The organism is Streptomyces sp. NK15101, from assembly GCF_020400725.1.
Classification (GTDB): Bacteria; Actinomycetota; Actinomycetes; order Streptomycetales; family Streptomycetaceae; genus Streptomyces.
Map to the genome: position 1 here is coordinate 70,922 of NZ_JAINVG010000018.1, position 20,800 is coordinate 91,721.

20 protein-coding genes are annotated in these 20,800 nt (G+C 71.7%); 7 read left to right on the top strand and 13 right to left on the bottom strand.

The features are described 5' to 3' along the window. Positions 1–18: 18 nt before the first annotated feature. The 11 genes from K7G60_RS12925 to K7G60_RS12975 are packed head-to-tail and all read right to left on the bottom strand — an operon-like array spanning position 19 to position 10,636. Complete coding sequence (locus K7G60_RS12925; protein WP_374115627.1) at positions 19–666, bottom strand: hypothetical protein; 648 nt, start codon at positions 664–666, stop codon at positions 19–21. After that, the gene (locus K7G60_RS12930) at positions 663–1,187 is read right to left on the bottom strand and encodes a hypothetical protein (RefSeq protein WP_225801006.1); all 525 of its coding nucleotides are present in this window, start codon (positions 1,185–1,187) and stop codon (positions 663–665) included. Before K7G60_RS12930 ends, K7G60_RS12925 begins: the two co-directional genes overlap by 4 nt. After that, entirely contained in the window at positions 1,184–2,458 is a 1,275-nt protein-coding gene (locus K7G60_RS12935) for an MCE family protein (protein WP_225801007.1), read from the bottom strand. The genes K7G60_RS12930 and K7G60_RS12935 overlap by 4 nt, the downstream gene beginning before the upstream one ends. Further along, on the bottom strand, positions 2,455–3,678 hold the full coding sequence (locus K7G60_RS12940; protein ID WP_225801008.1) for an MCE family protein: 1,224 nt from the start codon (positions 3,676–3,678) through the stop codon (positions 2,455–2,457). The genes K7G60_RS12935 and K7G60_RS12940 overlap by 4 nt, the downstream gene beginning before the upstream one ends. After that, positions 3,675–4,703 carry an MCE family protein gene (locus K7G60_RS12945; RefSeq protein ID WP_225801009.1) on the bottom strand — a complete coding sequence of 343 codons (1,029 nt, stop codon included), beginning with the start codon at positions 4,701–4,703 and terminating at the stop codon, positions 3,675–3,677. Before K7G60_RS12945 ends, K7G60_RS12940 begins: the two co-directional genes overlap by 4 nt. Continuing rightward, entirely contained in the window at positions 4,700–5,749 is a 1,050-nt protein-coding gene (locus tag K7G60_RS12950) for an MCE family protein (protein ID WP_225801010.1), read from the bottom strand. The genes K7G60_RS12945 and K7G60_RS12950 overlap by 4 nt, the downstream gene beginning before the upstream one ends. Continuing rightward, complete coding sequence (locus tag K7G60_RS12955; protein ID WP_225801011.1) at positions 5,746–6,801, bottom strand: MCE family protein; 1,056 nt, start codon at positions 6,799–6,801, stop codon at positions 5,746–5,748. The genes K7G60_RS12950 and K7G60_RS12955 overlap by 4 nt, the downstream gene beginning before the upstream one ends. Beyond that, positions 6,798–8,051, bottom strand: a complete 1,254-nt coding sequence (locus K7G60_RS12960) for an MCE family protein (RefSeq protein WP_225801012.1) — start codon at positions 8,049–8,051, stop codon at positions 6,798–6,800. Before K7G60_RS12960 ends, K7G60_RS12955 begins: the two co-directional genes overlap by 4 nt. A 1-nt stretch (position 8,052) precedes the next feature. Further along, the gene (locus K7G60_RS12965; RefSeq protein WP_189801008.1) at positions 8,053–8,859 is read right to left on the bottom strand and encodes an ABC transporter permease; all 807 of its coding nucleotides are present in this window, start codon (positions 8,857–8,859) and stop codon (positions 8,053–8,055) included. Positions 8,860–8,864: 5 nt separating this feature from the next. After that, the gene (locus K7G60_RS12970; RefSeq protein WP_225801013.1) at positions 8,865–9,629 is read right to left on the bottom strand and encodes an ABC transporter permease; all 765 of its coding nucleotides are present in this window, start codon (positions 9,627–9,629) and stop codon (positions 8,865–8,867) included. Further along, on the bottom strand, positions 9,626–10,636 hold the full coding sequence (locus K7G60_RS12975) for an ABC transporter ATP-binding protein (protein WP_225801014.1): 1,011 nt from the start codon (positions 10,634–10,636) through the stop codon (positions 9,626–9,628). Before K7G60_RS12975 ends, K7G60_RS12970 begins: the two co-directional genes overlap by 4 nt. A 612-nt stretch (positions 10,637–11,248) precedes the next feature. Between K7G60_RS12975 and K7G60_RS12980 the strand changes: the two genes are divergently transcribed. The 4 genes from K7G60_RS12980 (at position 11,249) to K7G60_RS12995 (ending at position 16,042) form a co-directional block, all read left to right on the top strand. Beyond that, a complete protein-coding gene (locus K7G60_RS12980; protein ID WP_225801015.1) occupies positions 11,249–11,884 on the top strand; it encodes a hypothetical protein in 636 nt (211 codons plus the stop codon). A 120-nt stretch (positions 11,885–12,004) separates the two neighbouring features. Then, positions 12,005–13,636 carry a DUF6801 domain-containing protein gene (locus K7G60_RS12985; protein ID WP_225801016.1) on the top strand — a complete coding sequence of 544 codons (1,632 nt, stop codon included), beginning with the start codon at positions 12,005–12,007 and terminating at the stop codon, positions 13,634–13,636. 39 nt (positions 13,637–13,675) lie between these two features. Beyond that, positions 13,676–14,617, top strand: a complete 942-nt coding sequence (locus tag K7G60_RS12990; RefSeq protein WP_225801017.1) for a hypothetical protein — start codon at positions 13,676–13,678, stop codon at positions 14,615–14,617. A gap of 213 nt (positions 14,618–14,830) precedes the next feature. Continuing rightward, a complete protein-coding gene (locus tag K7G60_RS12995; protein WP_225801018.1) occupies positions 14,831–16,042 on the top strand; it encodes a helix-turn-helix domain-containing protein in 1,212 nt (403 codons plus the stop codon). A gap of 60 nt (positions 16,043–16,102) precedes the next feature. Here the strand turns inward: K7G60_RS12995 and K7G60_RS13000 are convergent, their stop codons facing one another. Then, on the bottom strand, positions 16,103–16,585 hold the full coding sequence (locus K7G60_RS13000; protein ID WP_225801046.1) for a helix-turn-helix domain-containing protein: 483 nt from the start codon (positions 16,583–16,585) through the stop codon (positions 16,103–16,105). Positions 16,586–16,679: 94 nt separating this feature from the next. On the opposite strand from K7G60_RS13000, the gene K7G60_RS13005 reads away from it, so the two are divergent. Together K7G60_RS13005 and K7G60_RS13010 are read left to right on the top strand one after the other, a co-directional pair. Next, positions 16,680–17,381, top strand: a complete 702-nt coding sequence (locus tag K7G60_RS13005; protein ID WP_225801019.1) for an SDR family oxidoreductase — start codon at positions 16,680–16,682, stop codon at positions 17,379–17,381. A 28-nt stretch (positions 17,382–17,409) separates the two neighbouring features. Continuing rightward, positions 17,410–17,835: a tautomerase family protein gene (locus K7G60_RS13010; protein ID WP_225801020.1), complete on the top strand. Its 426-nt coding sequence runs from the start codon at positions 17,410–17,412 to the stop codon at positions 17,833–17,835. Positions 17,836–17,914: 79 nt separating this feature from the next. Here K7G60_RS13010 and K7G60_RS13015 read toward each other — a convergent pair whose 3' ends face one another. Further along, on the bottom strand, positions 17,915–19,402 hold the full coding sequence (locus K7G60_RS13015; RefSeq protein WP_225801021.1) for a long-chain fatty acid--CoA ligase: 1,488 nt from the start codon (positions 19,400–19,402) through the stop codon (positions 17,915–17,917). 145 nt (positions 19,403–19,547) lie between these two features. Here K7G60_RS13015 and K7G60_RS13020 point away from each other — a divergent pair, with 145 nt between their 5' ends. Next, positions 19,548–20,714, top strand: a complete 1,167-nt coding sequence (locus K7G60_RS13020) for a CdaR family transcriptional regulator (protein WP_225801022.1) — start codon at positions 19,548–19,550, stop codon at positions 20,712–20,714. Positions 20,715–20,800: the final 86 nt, after the last annotated feature.

Below are 20,800 nucleotides of genomic sequence, written 5' to 3' on the forward strand. Positions count from 1 at the left end.
CCCGTCTCCCGCTCATCGTCAGCGGGCCTTGATGTCGACGATCAGCCACCGGTCTCCCCGGTACTTCGCGGTGACGGTGAGCTGGGCCGCGGCGGTCGTGGCTGCGGCCCCGTCGCGTCGTGAGGTCTGGTCGAGGAAGACGAGGAGGCGCGCGCCGTCCCCGTCGAGTTCGATCACCCCGGTGCGGACGGCCTGGGTGGAGAGGGTGATGCGCTGCTCGACCAGGTGGGCGCGGACTTGGGCGAGCAGGTCGCCGTACTGGCGGGCCGCCCGTCCGGCCAGCACGGTGCGCGAGGACCGTTCCGCCGCGTCGGTGTCGGCGGGCGTGTAGGAGAAGACCCGGGCGAGGCCTTCGGCCACGTCGCCGCTGACGCGGGTGGTGGTCTCGGTGTCGGTGAGCGCGTGGTTGCGCGCCGAGGGGGTCGAGCGGAGCTGGTGGGCGGCGTAGTGGAACCCGCTCCCGCCGAGGAGGAGGACGGCGAGGGCGGCGGCGAGGGCGGTCTTCCGCCACGTGCCGGGGGGCCGGCGGCCGCCGGCCTCGTCCGCCGTCCCGTCCTCGGCCGCGGCCTCGGCCTCGGCCGCGCCAGGAGCTTCCGGCGCGTCCGTCTCCGGTCCCTCTCCGGTCTCGGCGTCCCCGTCGGCCGTCGTGCGCAGCAGTCGTGTCACTCGTCCCCGCCCTCCTCGCCCTTCTCCGCCCCCGCGACGGGGACCGCGCTCAGTGCCGCGACCCTCCACGTGTTCTCGCCCGTGCGGGTCAGGACGGCCTCCAGGCGCTTGCGGTCGGTGGTCGCGCCGGCCGCTCCGCGCGGGGTGACGTCGACGCGTACGGTCGCGATGAGTTTCGCCGTACCGGCCCTGGCGTCCAGGGCGGTGAGGGCGGCCTCGGTGACCGTGGCGCGGGCCGAGGCGCCCACCGTGGGCCGGGTGCGGCCCAGTTCGGTGCGGAGCGGGCCGGTGGAGGCGTCGCGCCAGGCCCGGATGCCCGCTTCGGCGCGTTCGGGGGTCGAGGCGTCGAGCGTGTTCAGGACGGTGAGGCGGCTGCGGCCTTCGGCGAGCGCGGTGTCGCGTTCCCGGCCGAAGGCGAGCTCCTCGTCGGTGCGGGCCTGGGCGTAGGTCCAGGCGCCGGTCCCGCAGAAGCCGAGGGCGACGACGAGGGCGCCGGTACCGATGGCCCTCCCCCGCTTCATCGCGTGCTCCCGGTGTCCAGGCCGAGGAGGCCGGCCATGTCCGTGGGGCCGCCGGTCCGGCCGGGCAGCGCGAGCGCGCCGGGCAGGTCCGGCTGTGTGCCGGCCGGGGTGCGCGCGCTGCCGGAGGGCAGGGAGCCGGGCCGGGCCGGGGTGGGCACTCCGCCGCCCCCGGGGGCGTGGGCCGAGCCGCGGACGTTGATCCCGGTGGAGGCCGGGGAGGTGCAGGAGGCGCCGGTGTTGAGGGCGGGCGCGGTCCCCAGGTCGAGTCCGTTGCGGTAGCGCGTCCCGCCGTACCCGGAGGTGCAGGGCAGTGGTTTGAAGAAGGTGACGGCCATGCCGAAGTTCACGTGTCCTCCGTCGACGGTGGTGGCTCCCGCCGAGACGGCCGCCGGGAACTTCACGAGGAGTTCCTCGGTGCCGCGCTGTCGGGTGACGGCGATCTCCGAGGTGGTGAGGAGGTTGGCGAGGACGACGCCGAGGCTGGGGTCGAGGTCGCGCAGGAGGCCGCTGACCTGGCCGGTGGCGTCGGGCGTGACGGCGAGGAGGCGTCGCAGGTCGGCGTCCGAGCCCTTGAGGGTGGCGGCGAGGTCGCGGGCGCCGGTGGCGAAGTCCCGGATGGCGCGGCTCTCGTCGGCCTGGGTGCGCAGGACGACCTCGCCGTCGTCGATGAGCCGTGTCGTGGCCGGCAGGGAGCGGTCGGCGGCCTGCACGAACCTGCTGCCGCTGTCGAGGAGGACCTGGAGGTCGTCGCCGTGTCCCTCGAAGGCCTTGCCGAGTTCGTCGACGACCGTGCGCAGGGAGTCCAGGGGTACGGAGCGGGTGAGGTCGTTCATGCTCGCCAGCACGTCGGTGACGGGTGCCGGCACCTCGGTGTCGGACTGTTCGATGCGGGCGCCGTCGGCGAGGAAGGGGCCGCCGTCGCTCTCGGGCCGCAGGTCGACGTACTGCTCGCCGACGGCGGAGAGTTCGGCGACCACGGCACGGGCGTCGGCGGGGATCCGGGGCGCCGACTTCTTGATGCGCAGTTCGGCGACGACTCCGTCGGCGGTGAGGTCGATGGCTCCGACGCGGCCGACGGAGACGCCGCGGTAGGTGACGTCGGAGTGGGTGAACAGCCCTCCCGTACGGGCGAGGTGGACGCGGACGGTGTAGTGGTCGGCGACGCCGGCGTAGCGGCCGAGGTCGGCGTAGCGGACGCCGACGAAGCCCAGGACGAGTACGGCGATGACGAGGAACGCGAGGTTCTTCAGCCGTACGGTGCGGGTGATCACGGCTTCTCGCCTCCGTCCTGGGGTGTGGTGGCGGGCGCCGGGGGGCTGCCCGTGGAGACCGGGGGCAGCGGCAGCGCCGGGTGCGGGCCGCTGGTGACGCCGTTCGTTCCCGCTCGGCCGCGCGAGGCCGGGTCCGGGGTCGGAGGGGTGGGGGCCGGGGTGGGTTCGGCCCTGGGGATGAGGGGCGGGATCACCTCGGTCCCCGGGACGGCGGCGATGTGCAGATAGGTGTTGAGGTAGTCGCCCTTGATGCCGCGCATGACCTCGTCGGTGAAGGGATACGTGAGGAGCACCTGCAGCGATTCGGGCAGGTCGGCACCGGCGTCCGCGAGTGCGGTCAGGGTCGGGGCGAGGGCCTTGAGGTCGGCGACCATGTCCTCCTTGCTCGCGTCGACGGTGCTGACGGCGACTCCGGACAGGGTGTCCAGGGCGCGCAGCATGGTCAGCAGGGAACCCCGCTGGTTCTCCAGGGTCTTGAGGCCGGGCGAGAGTCCGGTGAGGACGGTGTCGACGTCCTTCTTGCGGCCGGCGAGGGTGGCGGAGAGCCGGTTGACTCCGTCGAGGGCGCGGGTGATGTCGCCGCGGTGCGCGTCCAGGTTCGTGACCAGGGTGTTCACGCGGTCGAGCATGGAGCGGACCTCGGGTTCGCGTCCGCCGAGCGCCGCGTCGAGTTCCCGGGTGATGGTCTTGAGCTGGTTGACGCCGCCGCCGTTGAGCAGCAGGGACAGCGCGCCGAACACCTCCTCGACCTCCGTGTTGCGGTTGGTGCGCGCGAGCGGGATGACGCTGCCGTCGGTGAGGCGTCCGCCGCCGTCCTTCCGGGGGGCGACGAGCTGGATGTACTTCTCGCCCAGGAGGCTGGACTGTTCCAGGCGTGCGCCGGCGTCGGCGGGGAGCCGGACGTCACCGTTGATCTTCAGGGTGACGCGGGCGGTCCAGTTGCCGGTGCCCAGCTCGATGGCGGTGACGCGGCCGACGGCGACGTCGTTGACCTTGACCGCGGACTGCGGCACGAGGCTGAGCACGTCGTCGAGTTCGGCGGTGACCGTGTAGGGGTGGGGGCCGAGGTCGGCGCCGCCGGGCAGCGGGAGGTCCTCGATGCCGTCGAACCGGACGGGGTTCGCGGGGACCGCGCCGAGGACGACGGCGAGCCCGAGGCCGAGCGCGACCGCTCCGACGGCTCCGGCCCCGAGGGCCTTGCGGGACGGCGGGGCGTTCACCGCTCCCCCTCTCGGGCGCCGGCCGAGGAGGCGCCGCCGGTCATCGGCAGCGGGAGCAGTGGTCCGCCCATGCTGACCTCGTTGATGTCGGCGCGGCCGTCGAGGGTGCGGGTGGCCGGGTTGTACGCGTTGACGACGTTGCCGGCGGCGAGCGGGGCGACGTCGAGCGCCTCCGCGAGGGAGGCCCGCTGGTCGACGAGGGTCTGGGTGAGGGGCACGAGCCGGTCGACGTTCTTCTTCAGCTCGCCGCGGTTGTCCTTGATGAAGGTCTTGACCCGGGCGAGGGCCTTGCCGAGTTCCTCGAGTGCGCCGGCGAGGTCGTCCTTGTTCTCGGCGAAGTAGCCGACGACCTCGTCCAGGCGCTCCTGTGCGGTGCGGACGTCGCCGTCCTTCTTCTTCAGCATGGTGGTGAAGGTCTGGAGCTGTCCGAGGGTGGTGAACAGGTTCTCGCTGCTTCCGTCGAGGGTCTTGGCGGCCTTGCCGAACTGTTCGATGGAGGTGCCGATGGCCGTGCCGTTGCCCTTGAGGTTCTTCGCTCCGGTGTCCAGGAGTTCGGAGAGGGCTCCGGCGGAGTTGGCTCCGTCGGGGCCGAGTGCCTCGCTCAGTTCGGTGATCGAGTCGTAGAGCTGGTCGATCTCGACGGGGGTGCGGTTGCGGGAGGCGGGCAGCTGGGCGCCGTCGGCGAGGGCGGGGCCGGTGCTGTAGGCGGGGGCGAGCTGGACGTACCGGTCGGCGACGATGCTCGGGGCGACGACGAGGGCCCGCGCGTCGGCGGGGACGCGTACGCCTTCGTCGAGGCGGAGTGCGACGCGTACCCGGGTGCCCCGCGGCTCCACGGATTCCACCTCGCCCACCCGGACGCCGAGGACGCGCAGGTCGGATCCGGCGTAGATGCCGACCGCCCGGTCGAACCAGGCGGTGACGCGGATGCCGTCGTCGTCGAGGGCTCTGACGGCGACGAGGCCGCAGGCGGCGAGGACCGCGAGGGCGAGCCCGGCGACGAGGGGCTTTCTGGGCTTGGTCATCGTTCACCGCTTCCCTTGGCCGTCGCCGTCTGTTTCGGCGGGAGGCATCCGGTCTCGGGGTGCGAGGCCTCGGGCAGATAGGTGCGGGGCACCAGGCCGCACAGGTAGCTGTCGAACCAGCGGCCGCTGCCGAGGGTGTTGCCGACGAGGCGGTAGTACGGGCCGATGAGCGCGAGCGTCCTGTCGAGCCGGCCGCTGTTCTTCTCCAGGACTCCGGTGACGCGGCTGAGGGCCTTCAGGGTGGGGCCGAGCTGCCGGTTGTTGTCGCCGACGATGCCGCTGAGTTCGGTGCCCAGGTCCCGGCTTCCCTTGAGCAGGGCGCGGATGGCCTCGCGGCGCTTCCTGAGTTCGCCCAGGAGCGAGCCGCCGTCCTCCAGGAGGATCTCGAAGCTGGACTTCCTGTCCTGGAGGGTCTTGGTGAACTTCTTGCTGTTCTCCAGGAGCCGGGCGAGCTGGGTGTCGCGCTTGGAGACGGACTTCGACAGCTCGGAGAGGCCGGTGGCGGCGTTGCGCACGTGCGGCGGGGAGTCCTTGAAGGTCTCGGAGATCGTCTCGAAGCTCTCGGCGAGCTTCTCGGTGTCGATGGCGTCGACGGTGCCGCTGAGGTCCTGGAAGGCCTGGGTCACGTCGTACGGGGAGGTGGTGCGGGACCGCGGGATGCGGGTTCCCGGGTCCTGGGGTGCGGAGCCCAGCGGGTCGAGCGCCAGGTACTTCTCGCCGAGGAGGGTCTTGATGGCGATGGCGGCGGTCGACCGGTCGCCGATCCAGGCGTCGCCGACCTCGAAGGTCACCTTGACCTTGGGGCCGTCGAGGGAGACCCCGGTGACCTCGCCGACCTTGACCCCCGCGATGCGGACCTCGTCGCCGGCGTCGAGTCCGGCGGCCTCGGTGAAGTCGGCGCTGTAGGCGGTGTCGCCGCCGACGAGGGGGAGCCGTTCCACGTTGTACGCGAGGACGGCCATGAGGGCGAGGACCAGCAGTCCGACGACGGCGACGGCGACGGGGCTGCGCTCCTCGACCGGCTTCGGCCGGGGGCGGGGGCTCATCCGCGGCACCTCGCCTCGGTCACGGCGATGCCGGTCGGCGGCTCGGAGCCGTCGGAGGTTCTCACGCCGCTCACGCGCGCCTCGCAGAGGTAGAGGTTGAACCACGATCCGTACGAGGACAGCCGGGCCAGGGCCGACATCTTGCCGGGGGTGTTGGCGAGGAAGGACTCGATGGCGGGGGTGTGGTCGCCGAGCGTGCCCGAGAGCCGGCCCAGTTCGCGGATGTCCTTCTTGAGGGGCGCGCGCCCCTCCTGGAGGAGGCCGGCGGTCGTCGTGGTGAGGTCCCCGATGGCCTTGACCGCCTCGCCGAGGGGCTTGCGGTCGGTGTTGAAGCCGGTGACGAGCTTCTGGAGGGTGACGACGAGGTCCCCGAAGGCGGCCTCGCGGTTGTTGAGGGTGGTCAGGACGGTGTCGAGGTGGGTGACGACCTCGCCGATGACCTTGTCCTTGGCGGCGACGGTCCTGGTGAGGGAGCCGATGTGCCTCAGGAGGCTGTCGACGGTGCCGCTCTCGCCCTGGAGGACCTGGACGAGGGAGCCGGCGAGGTCGTTGACGTCCGCGGGCGAGAGTCCCTCGAACAGCGGCTTGAATCCGTTGAACAGCAGGGTCAGGTCGAGTGCGGGCGTGGTGCGGTCGAGCGGGATGGTCTCTCCGGCGCCCAGGGTGCCGGTCAGGTCGCCGGTGCCCCGGCCGAGGGAGACGTACCGCTGCCCGACCATGTTGAGGTACTTCACGGCGGCCGTCGCCGACCGGGGCAGGGAGCGGTCCTCGCGGACCGTGAAGGTGACCTGGGCGGTGCGCCGCTCGACGACGCGCACGTCGGTCACCTCGCCCACCTTCACCCCGGCGATGCGCACGGAGTCGCCCTCGACGAGCCCGGTGACGTCGGTGAACAGCGCCTTGTAGGAGCGGGTTTCGGCGCCGACCCCGGTGTCGGCGATGCTGAAGCCGAGGACGGTGGTGGCGAGGGCGGTGACCAGGACGAACGCGAGGGACTTCAGCACGGTCCCGGTCAGGCCGCGCCGTCGCGTGCGGCCGGCTCGTGTCGTCATCGGAGGGTCACCTCCGCGCCGCGGAACGCGGGACCGGCCAGCAGGCTGCTCCAGTCCGGCAGGTCGCCGGGCCGTTTCTTCGCCGCGGGAGCGAGCAGTTCGTTGACGAGGTCGTTCTCCTGCGGGGAGTTGGCGGGGCCGAGTTCCTGGTCGGCCGCGGCGGACGCCCGTGCGGCGGGTGCGGCCGGGACGCCGAGGTAGGGCACGGGGTAGCAGTGCGGGCCGCCGCCGGAGCCGTACGAGGGCGTGTCACGGCCGGGGACGTAGGCGCCGCGGGAGGGGACGGTGGTCACCTCGACGTGCAGTCCGGGCCGGTCGGTGCCCTTGCCGAGCGCCTTGTCCATGGCGGGCACGAACTGGGCGAGGGTGCGCAGGGTGCAGGGGAAGGACGGGGAGTACTCGGCGAGCAGTTCCAGGGTGGGCCGGGCGGTGGCGCTGAGCCGGATGATGTTGTCCTTGTTCTGCCGGAGGAAGGTGGTCAGGTCCTGGGCCGTCCGGGTGGTGGCGCCGAAGGCGCCTGCCAGCGCGCCCTCCTTCTCGGCGAGGGTGCCGCTGGTGGTGGTGAAGTCGGTGAGCGCGGTGACGATGTCCGGTGCCGCGTCCGCGTAGAGGTGGCTGACCTTCACGAGTTCTTTCAGGTCGCGGGTGAGGGCGGGCAGGTGGGGGTTGAACTCGCGCAGGTGGGCGTCGAGGCGGGCGAGGGTCTCGCCGAGCTCGTCGCCGCGTCCCTCCAGGGCGCGGGAGACGGCGGACAGGGTGGCCGACAGTTTCTGCGGCTGGACGGCGGTGAGCAGGGGCAGGACGTCGTCGAGGACCTGCTGGAGTTCCACGGCGTTGCCGGAGCGGTCCTCCGGGATGACGTCGCCGGGACCGAGCGGCCGCGCGGAGGGGTTCACGGGCGGTACGAGGGCGACGAACCGCTCGCCGAAGAGGGTCGTGGGCAGCATCTGGGCGCGGACGTCGGAGGGGACGTGGCGCAGGGTTCCGGGCCGCATGGCGAGGGTGAGCCGGGCCCCGCCGTCGGTGGCGTCGATGGCGCGGACCTCGCCGACGACGACGCCGCGCAGTTTCACCTCGGCCCCGAGGTGCATCTCGTTGCCGACGCTGCCGGTCTCGACGACGATCGGGTCGGAGTCGGTGAAGCGTTTGTCGTAGACGGCGACCGCCAGCGAGGCGAGCAGGACGGGTACAAGGAGGAAGACGACGCCGGCGAACCGGCGGCGCAGGATCTCGGCCGTTGAGTCGCTCATCTCACCCCGCCACCTTCACGGTCGTGGTCGCGCCCCAGAGGGCCAGCGACAGGAAGAAGTCGGTGACGCTGATCAGCACGATGGCGTTGCGGACGGAGCGGCCGACGGCGATGCCGACGCCGGCGGGTCCACCGGAGGCGCGGAAGCCGTAGTAGCAGTGGGCGATGATCACCATCACGCTGAAGATCAGCACTTTCAGCACCGACAGGAGGACGTCCGTCGGTGACAGGAAGAGGTTGAAGTAGTGGTCGTAGGTGCCCTGTGACTGGCCGTTGAAGAGGACCGTGACGTAGCGGGAGGCCAGGTAGGAGGAGAGCAGTCCGATCGCGTAGAGCGGGACGATGGCGACGACGCCCGCGATGATGCGGGTGGTGACGAGGTACGGCATGGAGCGGATGCCCATGCCTTCGAGGGCGTCGACCTCTTCGTTGATGCGCATGGCGCCGAGCTGGGCGGTGAAGCCGGCGCCGACGGTCGCGGAGAGGGCGAGGCCGGCGACGAGCGGGGCGATCTCACGGGTGTTGAAGTAGGCGGACACGAATCCGGTGAAGGCGGCGGTGCCGATCTGTTCGAGGGCCGCGTAGCCCTGGAGTCCGACGACGGTGCCGGTGAACAGCGTCATCGCGATCATGACGCCGATGGTGCCGCCGATGACGCCGAGGCCGCCGGAGCCGAAGGCGACCTCGGCGAGCAGCCGTTGCACCTCTTTGAGGTAGCGGCGCAGCGTGCGCGGGATCCAGAGGAGGGCTCTGACGTAGAAGAGGAGCTGGTCACCGGAGCGGTCGAGCCAGACGAACGGGGAGGCCATCCGTCTCAGCCTCCCTTCGGCGGGACGATCTGCAGGTAGATGCCCGTCAGCACCATGTTCACGAAGAACAGCAGCATGAAGGTGATGACGACGGACTGGTTCACGGCGTCGCCGACGCCTTTGGGTCCGCCGCGGGGGTTGAGTCCGCGGTAGGCGGCGACGATGCCGGCGATGAACCCGAAGATCAGGGCCTTGAGTTCGCTGATGTAGAGGTCGGGCAGCTGGGCGAGGGCGGAGAAGCTGGAGAGGTACGCGCCGGGGGTGCCGCCCTGGAGGACGATGTTGAAGAAGTAGCCGCCGAGCGTGCCGACGACGGAGACCATGCCGTTGAGGAGCACTGCGACCGCCATGGTGGCGAGGACGCGCGGGACGACCAGTCGCTGGACGGGCGAGACGCCCATGACCTCCATGGCGTCGAGCTCCTCCCTGATCTTGCGGGAGCCGAGGTCGGCGCAGATGGCGGAGCCGCCGGCGCCCGCGATCAGGAGGGCCACGATGAGGGGGCTGGCCTGCTGGATGACGGCGAGGACGCTCGCGCCGCCGGTGAAGGACTGGGCTCCCAGCTGCTGGGTGAGCGAGCCGACCTGGAGGGCGATGACGGCGCCGAACGGGATGGAGACGAGCGCGGCCGGCAGGATGGTGACACTGGCGACGAACCAGAACTGCTCGACGAACTCCCGTAACTGGAAGGGCCGCCGGAAGACGGCCCGGCTCACCTCGGCGGCGAGGGCGAAGAGGCGGCCGGTCTGCCGCAGCGCGCCGGCGATCACGAGCCGCTCCCGGTGGCCGGCGCGGTCAGGGTGGGCGCCGCGGCGCCGCGCGCGTAGGTGTCGCGGATGGCGGCGCGGGCTGCGGGCGGCAGCTGGTCGAGCATGCCGAGGACGCGTTCGCGCCGTCGGGTGACGGCCGCGCGGGGCGGCAGGCCGGGTGAGGGTTCCAGCTGCGGGACGATGTCGCGGGGTGTCGTCGGGCGGCTCGCGGGGCCGGCCGCCTCCGCGGCGAGGAGCGCGGCGTCCTTCTCCTCGGACATGCCGATGGGGCCTTCGCGGCGGCCGGCGAGGAACTGGGTGACGACCGGTTCGTCGCTGGTGAGGAGGACCTCTCGGGGGCCGAAGGTGACGAGCCTGCGCCGGAAGAACATCCCCATGTTGTCGGGTACGGTGGCGGCGATGTCGAGGTTGTGGGTGACGATCAGCATCGTCGCGTCGATCCGGGCGTTGAGGTCGATCAGCAGTTGGGACAGGTAGGCGGTGCGGACGGGGTCGAGACCGGAGTCCGGCTCGTCGCACAGGACGATCTGCGGGTCGAGCACGAGCGCTCGGGCCAGCCCGGCGCGTTTGCGCATGCCGCCGCTGATCTCGCCCGGCAGCTTGTCCTCCGCGCCGAGCAGGCCGACGAGTTCGATCCGTTCCATGACGATGCGCCGGATCTCGGACTCCCGTTTGCGGGTGTGCTCGCGCAGGGGGAAGGCGATGTTGTCGAAGAGGCTCATGGAGCCGAAGAGGGCGCCGTCCTGGAACATGAGGCCGAAGAGTTTCCGGGTCTCGTAGATGTCCCGTTCGGGGCTGCTGACCATGTCGACGCCGTTGATGAGGACACGGCCCTGCTGGGGTTTGAGCAGACCGATGAGCGATTTCAGGAAGACGGTCTTCCCGGTGCCGGAAGGGCCGAGCATCACGCTGACCTCTCCGGCCGGCAGGGTGAGCGACACGTCCTGCCAGATGTTCTGCTTGCCGAAGGACATGGTCAGCCCCTCGACGACTACTTCGATTCCCATCCCACCTCCAGCAGGCGTGCGCCGCGGGCGCACGGTAAACCGGTGCGGATCACCCGGACAATAGGCGTGGCGGAAAATCCTTGATCCGCTCCGGCAGTTGTCACCGGGAAGACAAAGTCGGTGTCGACTCTTGTCTCCCCGGAGACAGAGTGCCGCGCCGACCTGCGATCGAGCGTCGGCCCGGGGAACGTTACGGCCGAGTAACCTCTCACGGCAATACCGGAATCGGAGTTTTCGCGGGCCGAAATCAAACGTCGTCTCATTTATCAGCCGGGAGACAGTTCCGCCTGCCGATCTATCACCGGAGAGAGCAGAGCGCCGATCCGTCGGGTCCGCAAGGAGGCGTCGCGCGACAATCCGTCGCCCACGCCCGCCTGATCGATCATAAATGTCGACATTACGCACCCCGGAACCAAGGGTATTCACGCCACCGCTCACCCGCCTGACAGGCAATTAGGCGTCTTCAAAGAATCATGGACTGCGCCATTGTTCAGCTAAGTTTCCCGCAAGTAACGTCTGGTTTCGCGGCCGGTGAAACGTCGGGCCGCCGGCCGCTCGACCCCCACCGCGGCCACCCTCTGCCGGTCAATCCCCAAGGAGAGTCCCAGAGCCATGAAGAAGCCGATCAGAAACCTCGCCGTCGTCGCCGGAGCCGCCTCGGCCGCGTTCGCCCTGGCCGTGAGCCCCGCGTCGGCGGTGGCGTCCACGGTCTGGACCGTCAGCCCGTCCCCGGCCAGCATCACCGCGGTCAACAGCGGGAACATCGTCCTCAGCGTCAACGGCATCGCCATGACGTGTACGAAGTCGAACGGTGCGGGCACGGGGCAGAGCACCACCGGCAACCCGGCGACCGTCGGCACCATCAACTCCATCGCCTTCGGTGCCAGCGGGACGCCCTGCACCAGCGTGCTGGGTCCCGTGACCGCCGTCCCGACCACCCCCTGGACGATCGTGGCGCAGGACTACACCGCCTCGACCGGCGTCACCAAGGGCTACGTCGGCAACGTCGACGCCAAGGTGACCGTCGGCGCCTGTGTCTTCCGCGTGACGGGCAAGGCGTCCAGCACGTACACCAACTCGACGGGCGCGCTCGCCGTCAACAGCCTCGCGGGCGAGCTCACCGTCGTCTCGTCGAGCGGCTGCGGTTCGGCCGTCCCGGTCGGCGCCAAGCCCACCTTCAAGGGCACGTACCTCTTCAAGGTGGCGGGCACCACCACCATCCCGACGATCGTCGGTTCCAACCCGTAAGGACGCAGGAACCCGCGTCCGTCCGGCCGGCGACCCCGGCCGGGCGGACGCGGCCCTGTGCGCGCCCTTCGCCGGCCCCCTTCCCCCGTCGGCACACGAACGATCCGAGCGGAGCAGCAGATGACAGGCCCCGGGCCCACTCCTCGACCTTCCCGCATCCGCGCGCGCGGGGCGGCGGTCGCCGCGTTCGTGGCGCTCGCCCCCCTGCTCCCGGCCGCAGCCGTCGCCGTCGGGACGCTGAAGGTCGACACCGCTCTGCCCTACGTCTGCACCCTCCCCTCGGGACAGCAGCCCGCGACGGTACGGATCACCGCGGCCTTCCCCGACCGGGCGGCCCCCGGCGAGGAGATCAGGCCCACCGACGTCACCACGACGGTGGAGCTTCCGGCCGCGGCCGGCCTCACCGCGTCCCTGGGCCCCACCGTACGGGCGGAGACCCGGCTCACGGTCGGTGTGGCCCAGAACGATCAGCGTGCCGAGGCCACGTGGAGCGGTACGGCGCAATCCCTCGACGTCCCCGCCGAAGGGCCGCTCGTGCTCACCACGACCGGCGACGTGCCGGCCCTGACGACGGACACCGCCGGCGATCTGACCCTCACCGCCGCGGGCCTCGCCCTCGATCTCGCCGCGGGCACGGCCGACAGCGCTCCCACCGCCCCCGCCTCCCTCTCCGTCGCCTGCGTCCCCGCTCAGGACGCGGAGGGCCGGACGCTGCTCGCCACGGTCCCGGTCGTCACCGGCACCGGGGAACCGGGCACCCCTTCCGCGTCGCCGTCCGCCCCTTCGGGCTCCCCTTCCTCCGCCCCCTCCTCCGGGCCGTCCTCCCCCTCGGGACGGACGGTCCCGGTGAGGCCGGGAACGGCGGAGGGGACGGGCCGCACCCCGGAGGACCCGCGGACCGGGCAGCGGACGGGCGGGGACGGAGGCCTGACGGTCACGGACGAGGAGGCGCCCGGCACCCCGGCGGGCCGGCCGGCCGCACCGCCCTGCGTCACCGAGAAACCGACCCCCACGTCGCTGTCGGCGTACATCACCGGCTACTCCAACGTGCGGAAGCTGAACGGCGCCACCGTCATACCGGTGTCCTGCGTCCTGATCGAGCAGGGCCAGCCGGAGTTCGTCGTCCGGCCGGACGGAAGCATGCACCTCCTCACTCCGTCGGTGGGAAACCTCTCCTACCAGGGGCGCAAGCAGACCCCGCCGTTCAGGGCCACCTTCCTGACGTTCGGCTTCGCGCCGGTCACGGCCACCATGGTCCTGGAGCAGACGGGGCCCCTGACCGTCGACTCGGACGTCCTCCTGGTCTTCCCCGACAACCTCTCGGAGACGTACATCCGCGCCCGCCTCGTCCTGCGCGTCCTCGACGTCCGGGTGAACGGCACCCGGCTGGACGTCGGCCCCTCGTGCCGCACCGAGCAGCCGCTCGCCTCTCCCGAGCCCGATCCCGCCAAGTACCCCGGGAACCACCTCGTGCTCCTGGGCAAGGGGCAGCTCATCAACGGCACGGACGCGACCGGCTACCTCCTCACCGGCGGCGGCCCGCTCACCGGCGAGGTGTCCATCCCCGCCTTCAAGGGCTGCGGCGCCGGCGGCGAGAACCTCGACCGGCTCCTCACCGCCTCCATCTCCGGCCCCGGCAACCACATCAAGCAGATCCAGGGTCAGACCTGCGCCGTGGGCGTCGACGTGCCCACCGACGGCCAGTGCACCGAGGACCGCCAGCCGTACGTGGTCCCCAAGCCCGAACGCTGAACCGACCCGTCCCCCTCTCCCCCACGGAAGGCAGCCGCCATGTCCCTCGCCTCCTCCCGCACGAGACTCGCCACCCTCTCCGCGCTGACCGCGCTCGGTGCCTTCGCCTCCATCGGCACGGCGACCGCGGCCGTTCCGCAGTTGAACGGCGCCTGGGGCCCGTTCGACCGCTGCCCCGTCGACGCCCCCGCGATACTCGCCGCCGACGGCCTCGACAAGGCGCCGCAGTGCGTGTCGTCCTCCTCAGCCGGCGGCTCCATCAAGCTCGGCAACACGACCGTCGTCACCGGGAGGACGAACCTCCAGATCGGCGTGATCCAGAACGCCGACGGCACCAACACCGTCGTCCCCCCGCCCGCCGGCTCGCTCATCGCCGACTCCGCCACCGTCCCCGGCGGTCTGCTCGGCCTGATGTGTCCGAGCGACATCCCGTTCATCACCGACATCTGCCGACAGCTGTCGGACGCCAACCTGAACAAGATCACCGCCACCGTGGAATCGGTCGGCACGCCCTCGGAGTTCGACCAGATCGCGGGCGTCCTCACCGACATGCCGATCGTGCGGATCCCGGTCCGCATCCACCTCCAGAACCCCTTCCTCGGCAGCAACTGCTACATCGGCACGAAGTCCAACCCGATCGTGCTGCGTCCGAGCAACCTCACCTCCCCCGACTTCTCCGTCGAGCGCTACGACGGCGACGGCACCCCGAACGAGGAGGGCGACATGAGCCGCCTGAACATCCTCGGCTCCACCCAGGTCGACAGGACCTTCGCCGTCCCCGGCGCCAGTGGCTGCGGCTTCGGCCTCGGCCTCGTCGACGGCGCGGTCAACCTCAAGACCGGGCTGCCCGCCGCCTCCGGCAGGAACAGCATCACCCTCAACGACACCCGGACCTACCTGACCGGTCTCTACGCCCCCGGGGTCATCGCCCCCGACGCCGGAAAGGTCTTCTCGCAGAACTGGCACTCGGCAGTCAGGTAACGGCCACCCAGGGGCGATTCCCGGCCTACTCGGGCGGCACACGGGCCACCGGGGCGCCAACTCTTGCGCAAGTTGTGTACAGCACACAGCAGTTGATTTAGCTTCAGCAGTCCCCGTTGGTACGCACCTGACGGCCAAGGCGGCGCCCGCCCACCACGGCGGGCGCCGCCCCCCCGCCCCCCCCCGGTCGCGCAGGAGAGCAAGGGATCGGTCATGCCCGCAACCGCACAGTCCCCGAACATCGGCGAGCCGCTCGATCCGCTTCCCAGGGAGTTCGCCGCCCTGATGAGACCGGAGATCCCGGGCCTCATCAAGGAGATCGGTGTGGAGGTCCAGCGGGCCTATCCCGTGTACGCCCACCTCTTCAAGGGACCCCACTCGGACGCGATCCGCCTGGGGGTGGAACAGGCGCTCGCGGCCTTCGTGGAGCGGGTCGCGGACCCCGGGCGGAACTCGGCCCTGCGGGACGAGCTGCTCCGCAAGTTCGGCCGGGTGGAGGCCTACGAGGGCCGGGACCTCGACACCCTGCAGGGCGCCTATCGCCTCGGCGCGCGCATCGCGTTACGCCGGGCCAAGAGCATCGGGCGCACGTACAACCTCTCCCCCACCCTGATCCTGGCCTTCGCGGACGCCCTCTTCGCCTACGTCGACGAGCTGGAGGCCCTCTCCCGCGAGGGCTATCTCATGGTCCAGGAGCGCGCCGTGGCCGATGTGGCGGCGCTGCGGAGACAGCTGCTCCACCTGGTCGTCGCCGGCCCGCCGCTGCCCCGGGCGACCATCGCCGAACTGTGCCAGGAGGCCTCCTGGCAGCTCCCCGCCGAGTGCACCCTGGTGGCCCTCCGCCCGCCGGTCGCCGAACTCGTCCAGGCGGGCCTCGACCGCGACGTCCTGGCCGACCTCGGCCTTCCCGAGCCGCATCTGCTCATCCCCGGCCCGCTCACCGCGCAGCGCCTCGCGATGCTCGACTCCGCACTGGCCGGCACCCCCGCCGTCATCGGTCTGACCGTGCCGCCGGCGCAGGCGGCGCACTCCATCCGCTGGGCGCGGCGCGTCCTGCAGCTCATCGACGACGGCATCGTGGCGGACGCTCCCCTCGTGCGCTGCGAGGAGCACCTGACAACGTTGTGGCTGTTGTCCGATCCGGCCCTCACGGCCCATCTCGCCGCGCGCGAACTGGCCCCGCTCGACGGGCTGTCCGGCACCCGGCGCGAGCGGCTGGTCGAGACCCTGCGCGTGCACGTCTCCACGCGGGCCCCCGCCGAACAGGTCGGCGAGATGCTGGGCGTGCACGCCCAGACGGTGCGCTACCGCCTGCGGAACCTGGACAACCACTTCGGCGACCGGCTCCTCGACCCCGACCACCGGTTCGCCCTGGAGGCGGCCCTGCGCTCGCTCCACCTCCAGGGCAGGAAGCGCGCGAACTGAGCCGCGCACGCCTCCTCTCCCCGCCTGCCGCCCCAGGAGCGGCGGGCCGGCGCGGGGGCGTCAGTCGCGGCGCCAGTCGGGGTGCACGCGGACCTCGATGTCGTCGGAGGACGGATCCGGTGCCGGGTCGGCCGTCACCCGCACGCTCAACGGGCGGCCGCTCTCGGCCTCGACGAAGGCCAGCGGCGGACGGCCGTCCTGCAGATACGCGTCGCCCCACCGGACCAGTGACAGGAAGACCGGCAGGAGGTCCTCGCCGGCCGCGGTCAGCCGGTACTCGTCGCGCGCCCGCTTCCCCGGCTCCTGGTAGGGGGTGCGCGCCACGACCCCGGCGGCCTCCAGCTGCTTGAGCGCGCGGGACACCGAGGGCGCGGAGGTGCCGATCCTCGTCACGAAGTCCTCGAACCTGGTCGTGCCGTAGAAGCACTCCCGCACGACCATGAAGACCGTCCGGGTGCTGAGCAGGTCGAGCACCCGGCCGGCCGAGCACCCGTCGCCGATCGACCACGCGTCCCGGTCGCTCAACCGCTTCTCGAACCTCATCGCCACCCACCCATTGTAACTAATGCTTGCGTTACTCAGCCCTGACGTGCTTGCATCTGACTAACGAAGTCGTTATCCAGATGGGGAGCATGCTGTGGTCGCGGTGGCGGGCAAGACGGTCGTGGTGACCGGCGGACGGCGAGGGCTGGGCGCCGCGCTGGTGGACGAGGTGCTGGCACGCGGGGCGGACAAGGTGTACTCCACCGCCCGCTCGGCGTACGTCGACGAGCGCCCCCGGGTGGTGACCGTCCCGCTCGAGGTCCGCTCGGCCAAGTCGGTCGCCGCCCTGGCCGAGCTCGCCGCGGACGCCGAGATCGTGTTCAACAACGCCGGGGTCCTGCTCCCCGCCCCGCTGCTCACGGGTGACGTCGAGCAGGTGGCCGAGACGTTCGACGTCAACGTCTTCGGCCCGCTGCGGGTGGCGCGGGCGTTCGCGCCTGTCCTCGCCGCGAACGGCGGCGGAGCGCTGGTGAACATGCACTCCGTGCTGTCGTGGCTGGCGGGCGCCGGAGCGTACGGCGCCTCCAAGGCGGCGGCGTGGTCCCTCACGAACTCGCTCCGGCTCGAACTCGCGCCGCAGCACACGCACGTCGTCGGCGTGCACGCCGGATTCATCGACACGGACATGGTCTCCGCCCTGGAGCGGACCAAGGCGAAGCCCGCCGACGTGGCCGCGCGGATCGTCGACGGGCTGGAGGCCGGGGAGGTGGAGGTGCTCGCCGACGACGTCAGCGTCGCCGTGAAGTCCGCGCTCTCCGGCCCCGTGGAACACCTGGCCTTCCCGGCCGCCGACTGACCCCCTCACGAAGGAGCGACGAACCGCCATGCCCCTGTGGACCGTTCACCACACGCCCGGGATCTTCTCCGCCGACGAGAAGCACCGGCTCGCCTCGACCGTCGCGGACCACTACGAGAAGGTGGGCCTGCCCCGCTTCTACGTGGTCACGCTCTTCCACGAGCTCCGGCCCGAGGACTTCCACGTCGGCGGGGAGCCCGTCCCGGCCGGGGTCCGCATCACCATCGACCACATCGCCCGGCGCAACCCCGACGAGGACGCCCGGCGCAGGACCGCCCGCTGGATCAGGGAGATGCTGCACCCCCACCTGGAACGCCACGCCGGTCTCCACTGGGAGTTCCACGTCGACGAGACCAGCGAGGAACTCTGGATGATCAACGGGCTCGTGCCCCCGCCGGGCGGTTCTGAGGCCGAACGGCACTGGGCCCGGCAGAACGCGGCGACGCCCTACTGACGCGCGGCCGGCCCGGGACGTCCGGCACGGCGACGCGGTCGTCCGCCGGGGTGCGACGGCGCACCCCGGCGGACGGCCCTCACCCCACGGGTACGGTGATCTCCCGCTTGAGGATCTTGCCGCTCGGTCCCAGCGGCAGCGCGTCCACGAGCCACACCCGACGCGGGTACTTGTAGGCGGCCACGCGCTCCCTGACGTACTCCCGCAGCTCGTCGGGGAGGACCTGCGCACCCGGGCGCAGCACGACCGCCGCCGCGACCTCCTCGCCCAGTTCGGCGTGCGGGACGCCGACCACGGCGGCGAGGGCGACGGCCGGGTGCTCGTGGAGGACCTCCTCGATCTCGCGCGGGTAGACGTTGTAGCCGCCGCGGATGATCATGTCCTTCTTGCGGTCGACGATGTACAGGTAGCCGTCCTCGTCGGCGCGGGCGAGGTCGCCGGTGCGCAGCCAGCCGTCGGGGATCGCCGCCTCGGTCTCCTCCGGGCGGTTCCAGTACCCCTTCATGAGGTTGGGGCCGCGGACGGCCAGTTCGCCGATCGCGCCGGGGGCCACGTCCTGGCCCTTCTCGTCGAGCAGCCGTACCTCGACGTCCCTGATGGGGGTGCCGATGGAGCCGGCCTTGCGCGGCCGGTCGGGGTGGTTGAAGGTGACCACCGGGCTGGTCTCGGACATGCCGAAGCCTTCGAGGACGGGACAGCCGAAGCGCCGCTCGAAGCCGTGCAGGATCTCCACCGGCAGCGAGGCGCCGCCGGAGATGCACGTGCGCAGCGTCGACACGTCCGCCTCGGAGGGATGCTGGAGCAGCGCCGCGTACATGGTCGGCACGCCCTCGAAGACGGTGGCCCGCTCACGGGCGATGGCGTCCAGGACGGCTCCCGGGTCGAAGCGCGGGATCATGACGAGGGAGGCGCCGCTGCGGACGGCCGCGCTCATGGTGCAGATCTGCCCGAAGATGTGGAACAGCGGCAGACAGCCGACCACCACGTCCTCCGGCGTCATCTCCTGGATGTGGACGCTGTTGACCTCGGTGTTGTGCCGGAGCCCGGCATGGGAGAGCACGGCCCCCTTGGGACGGCCTGTGGTGCCGGAGGTGTACAGCAGGACGGCCATGTCCTCGTCGTCCGTGTCGGCGACCTCGGGCAGCGGCTCGTGCCCGGCCAGCGCCGCGGCGAAGGCAGTGGGTTCGACGGCCGTGTGCCGCACTCCCGCGGCGGCCGCTCCCTGCGCGCCCTCGCCCGGCGCCTGGTACCACTCGAAGAGCCGCACGGCGCCGGAGTCGGCGAGGTGGAACTCGGTCTCCCGGGTCTTCAGGAGCGGGTTCATCGGCACGACGACCGCTCCGGCGCGCAGGACGCCGTAGTACAGCACGACGAACTCGGGAACGTTCGGCAGCATCAGGGCGACGCGGTCCCCGGGCCGTACCCCCTCGGACCTGAGCAGGGCGGCGGCGCGGGCGCTGCGCTCGTCCAGCTCCGCGTAGGTGATGACCTGCTCCCCCAGACGCAACGCCGGACGCTCGGGCTGCCGCCCCGCCGTCTCCACGAGGAACCCTGCCAGATTGGCCATGACCCGCCTCCGTTACACGGAATCATCAAATGTTTACATCGCCGACATCTTGCAGGCGCCTGCGGTCACGGCCTATGGCCGGGGGGACAGCGCACGGAGCTCCGGATTGTTCCCGGTCACAAGGAGAGGGCGTTAAGCTGCGGAGATGATCCTTTCGGGTGTGGCGGCGACGCTTCAGGCAGGGCTTCCGGAGCTGGGCGAGCGGATGGCGCTGCGGATCCGCGCGAACGTCGAGGCGTACAAGGACGAGTCGCTGGTCTCCCTGGATTCGCTGCGCGATTCCTGCACCGCCAACGCGGACCTCATCCTCACCCATCTCCGTCTCGGCGGTACTCCGGACGCGAGCTCGGCCCGCGAGACGGGACGGCTCCGCGCGGAGCAGGGGGTCCCGCTGGCGGACACGCTGCACGCGTACCGCATCGGCTCCCAGCTGCTGTGGACGGAGATCCTCGCCGAGGCCCGCACGCGCCCCGAGGTCTCCGGCGACCTCCTGCTGTCGGAGTCGACCGAGTTCTGGGCGTTGTCCGGGCTGTACGCGGAGGCGGTGGCGGTGGCCTACCGGGAGGCGGCCGCGGAGCTCACGGCGCAGGGGCAGGCACGGCGTTCCGCCCTGGTGGAGGCGGTGTTCACCGGCATCGTCACCGACCGCACGCTGTGGGAGGCCGCCCGCGAACTGGAGCTGCCCGAGCACGGGCCCTACGCGGTCGCCGCCGCGAAGGCCGGTGCTCCCGGCGAGGAACCGCTCACCGGTGCGGAGACGGCACTGCGCCAGGCGAACCTGCCCTCCGCGTGGAGGCTCCTGCCGGACGAGCAGCTCGCCCTGATCGCCCTGCCCACGGCGGCGGCGGAGACGACGTGCCTGCGCATCCTCCGCCGGACCCGCGCCCGCGTGGGCTTCAGCCCGTGCTTCCGGTCGCTGCGGGACACACCTCGGGCCCTGCGCTTCGCCCGTCTCGCCCTGGCCGGTCTGGAGGGCACCGGACCCGGCGTGGCCCGCTTCGACGACAATCCGCTGGCCATGGTCGTCGCCGCGGCTCCGGCCGAGGCCGCGCACCTGATGGAGGTGGTCCTCCGGCCGGTGCTCGACCTTCCGGCCGCCGAGCGGTCCCGGCTCCTGCGCACCCTGGAGCACTGGTTCGCCGCCGCGGGCTCGGCCGGCGCCGCCGCACGGAGCCTGTTCGTCCACCCCAACACCGTGCGCTACCGCCTGCGCCGCGTGGAGGAGTTGACGGGCCGTTCCCTCTCGGATCCACGAGCGGCGGCGGACATCGGCGCGGCGCTGCTCGCGGTCCGCAATCCGGGGGCGGGCTGAAATCCGGGGCTGGTTGAAATCTCCGGGGCGGACTGAAATCCGGGGGCGGGCCGAGTCGTTCCCCGCCGGCGTCATCCCCTCGATGC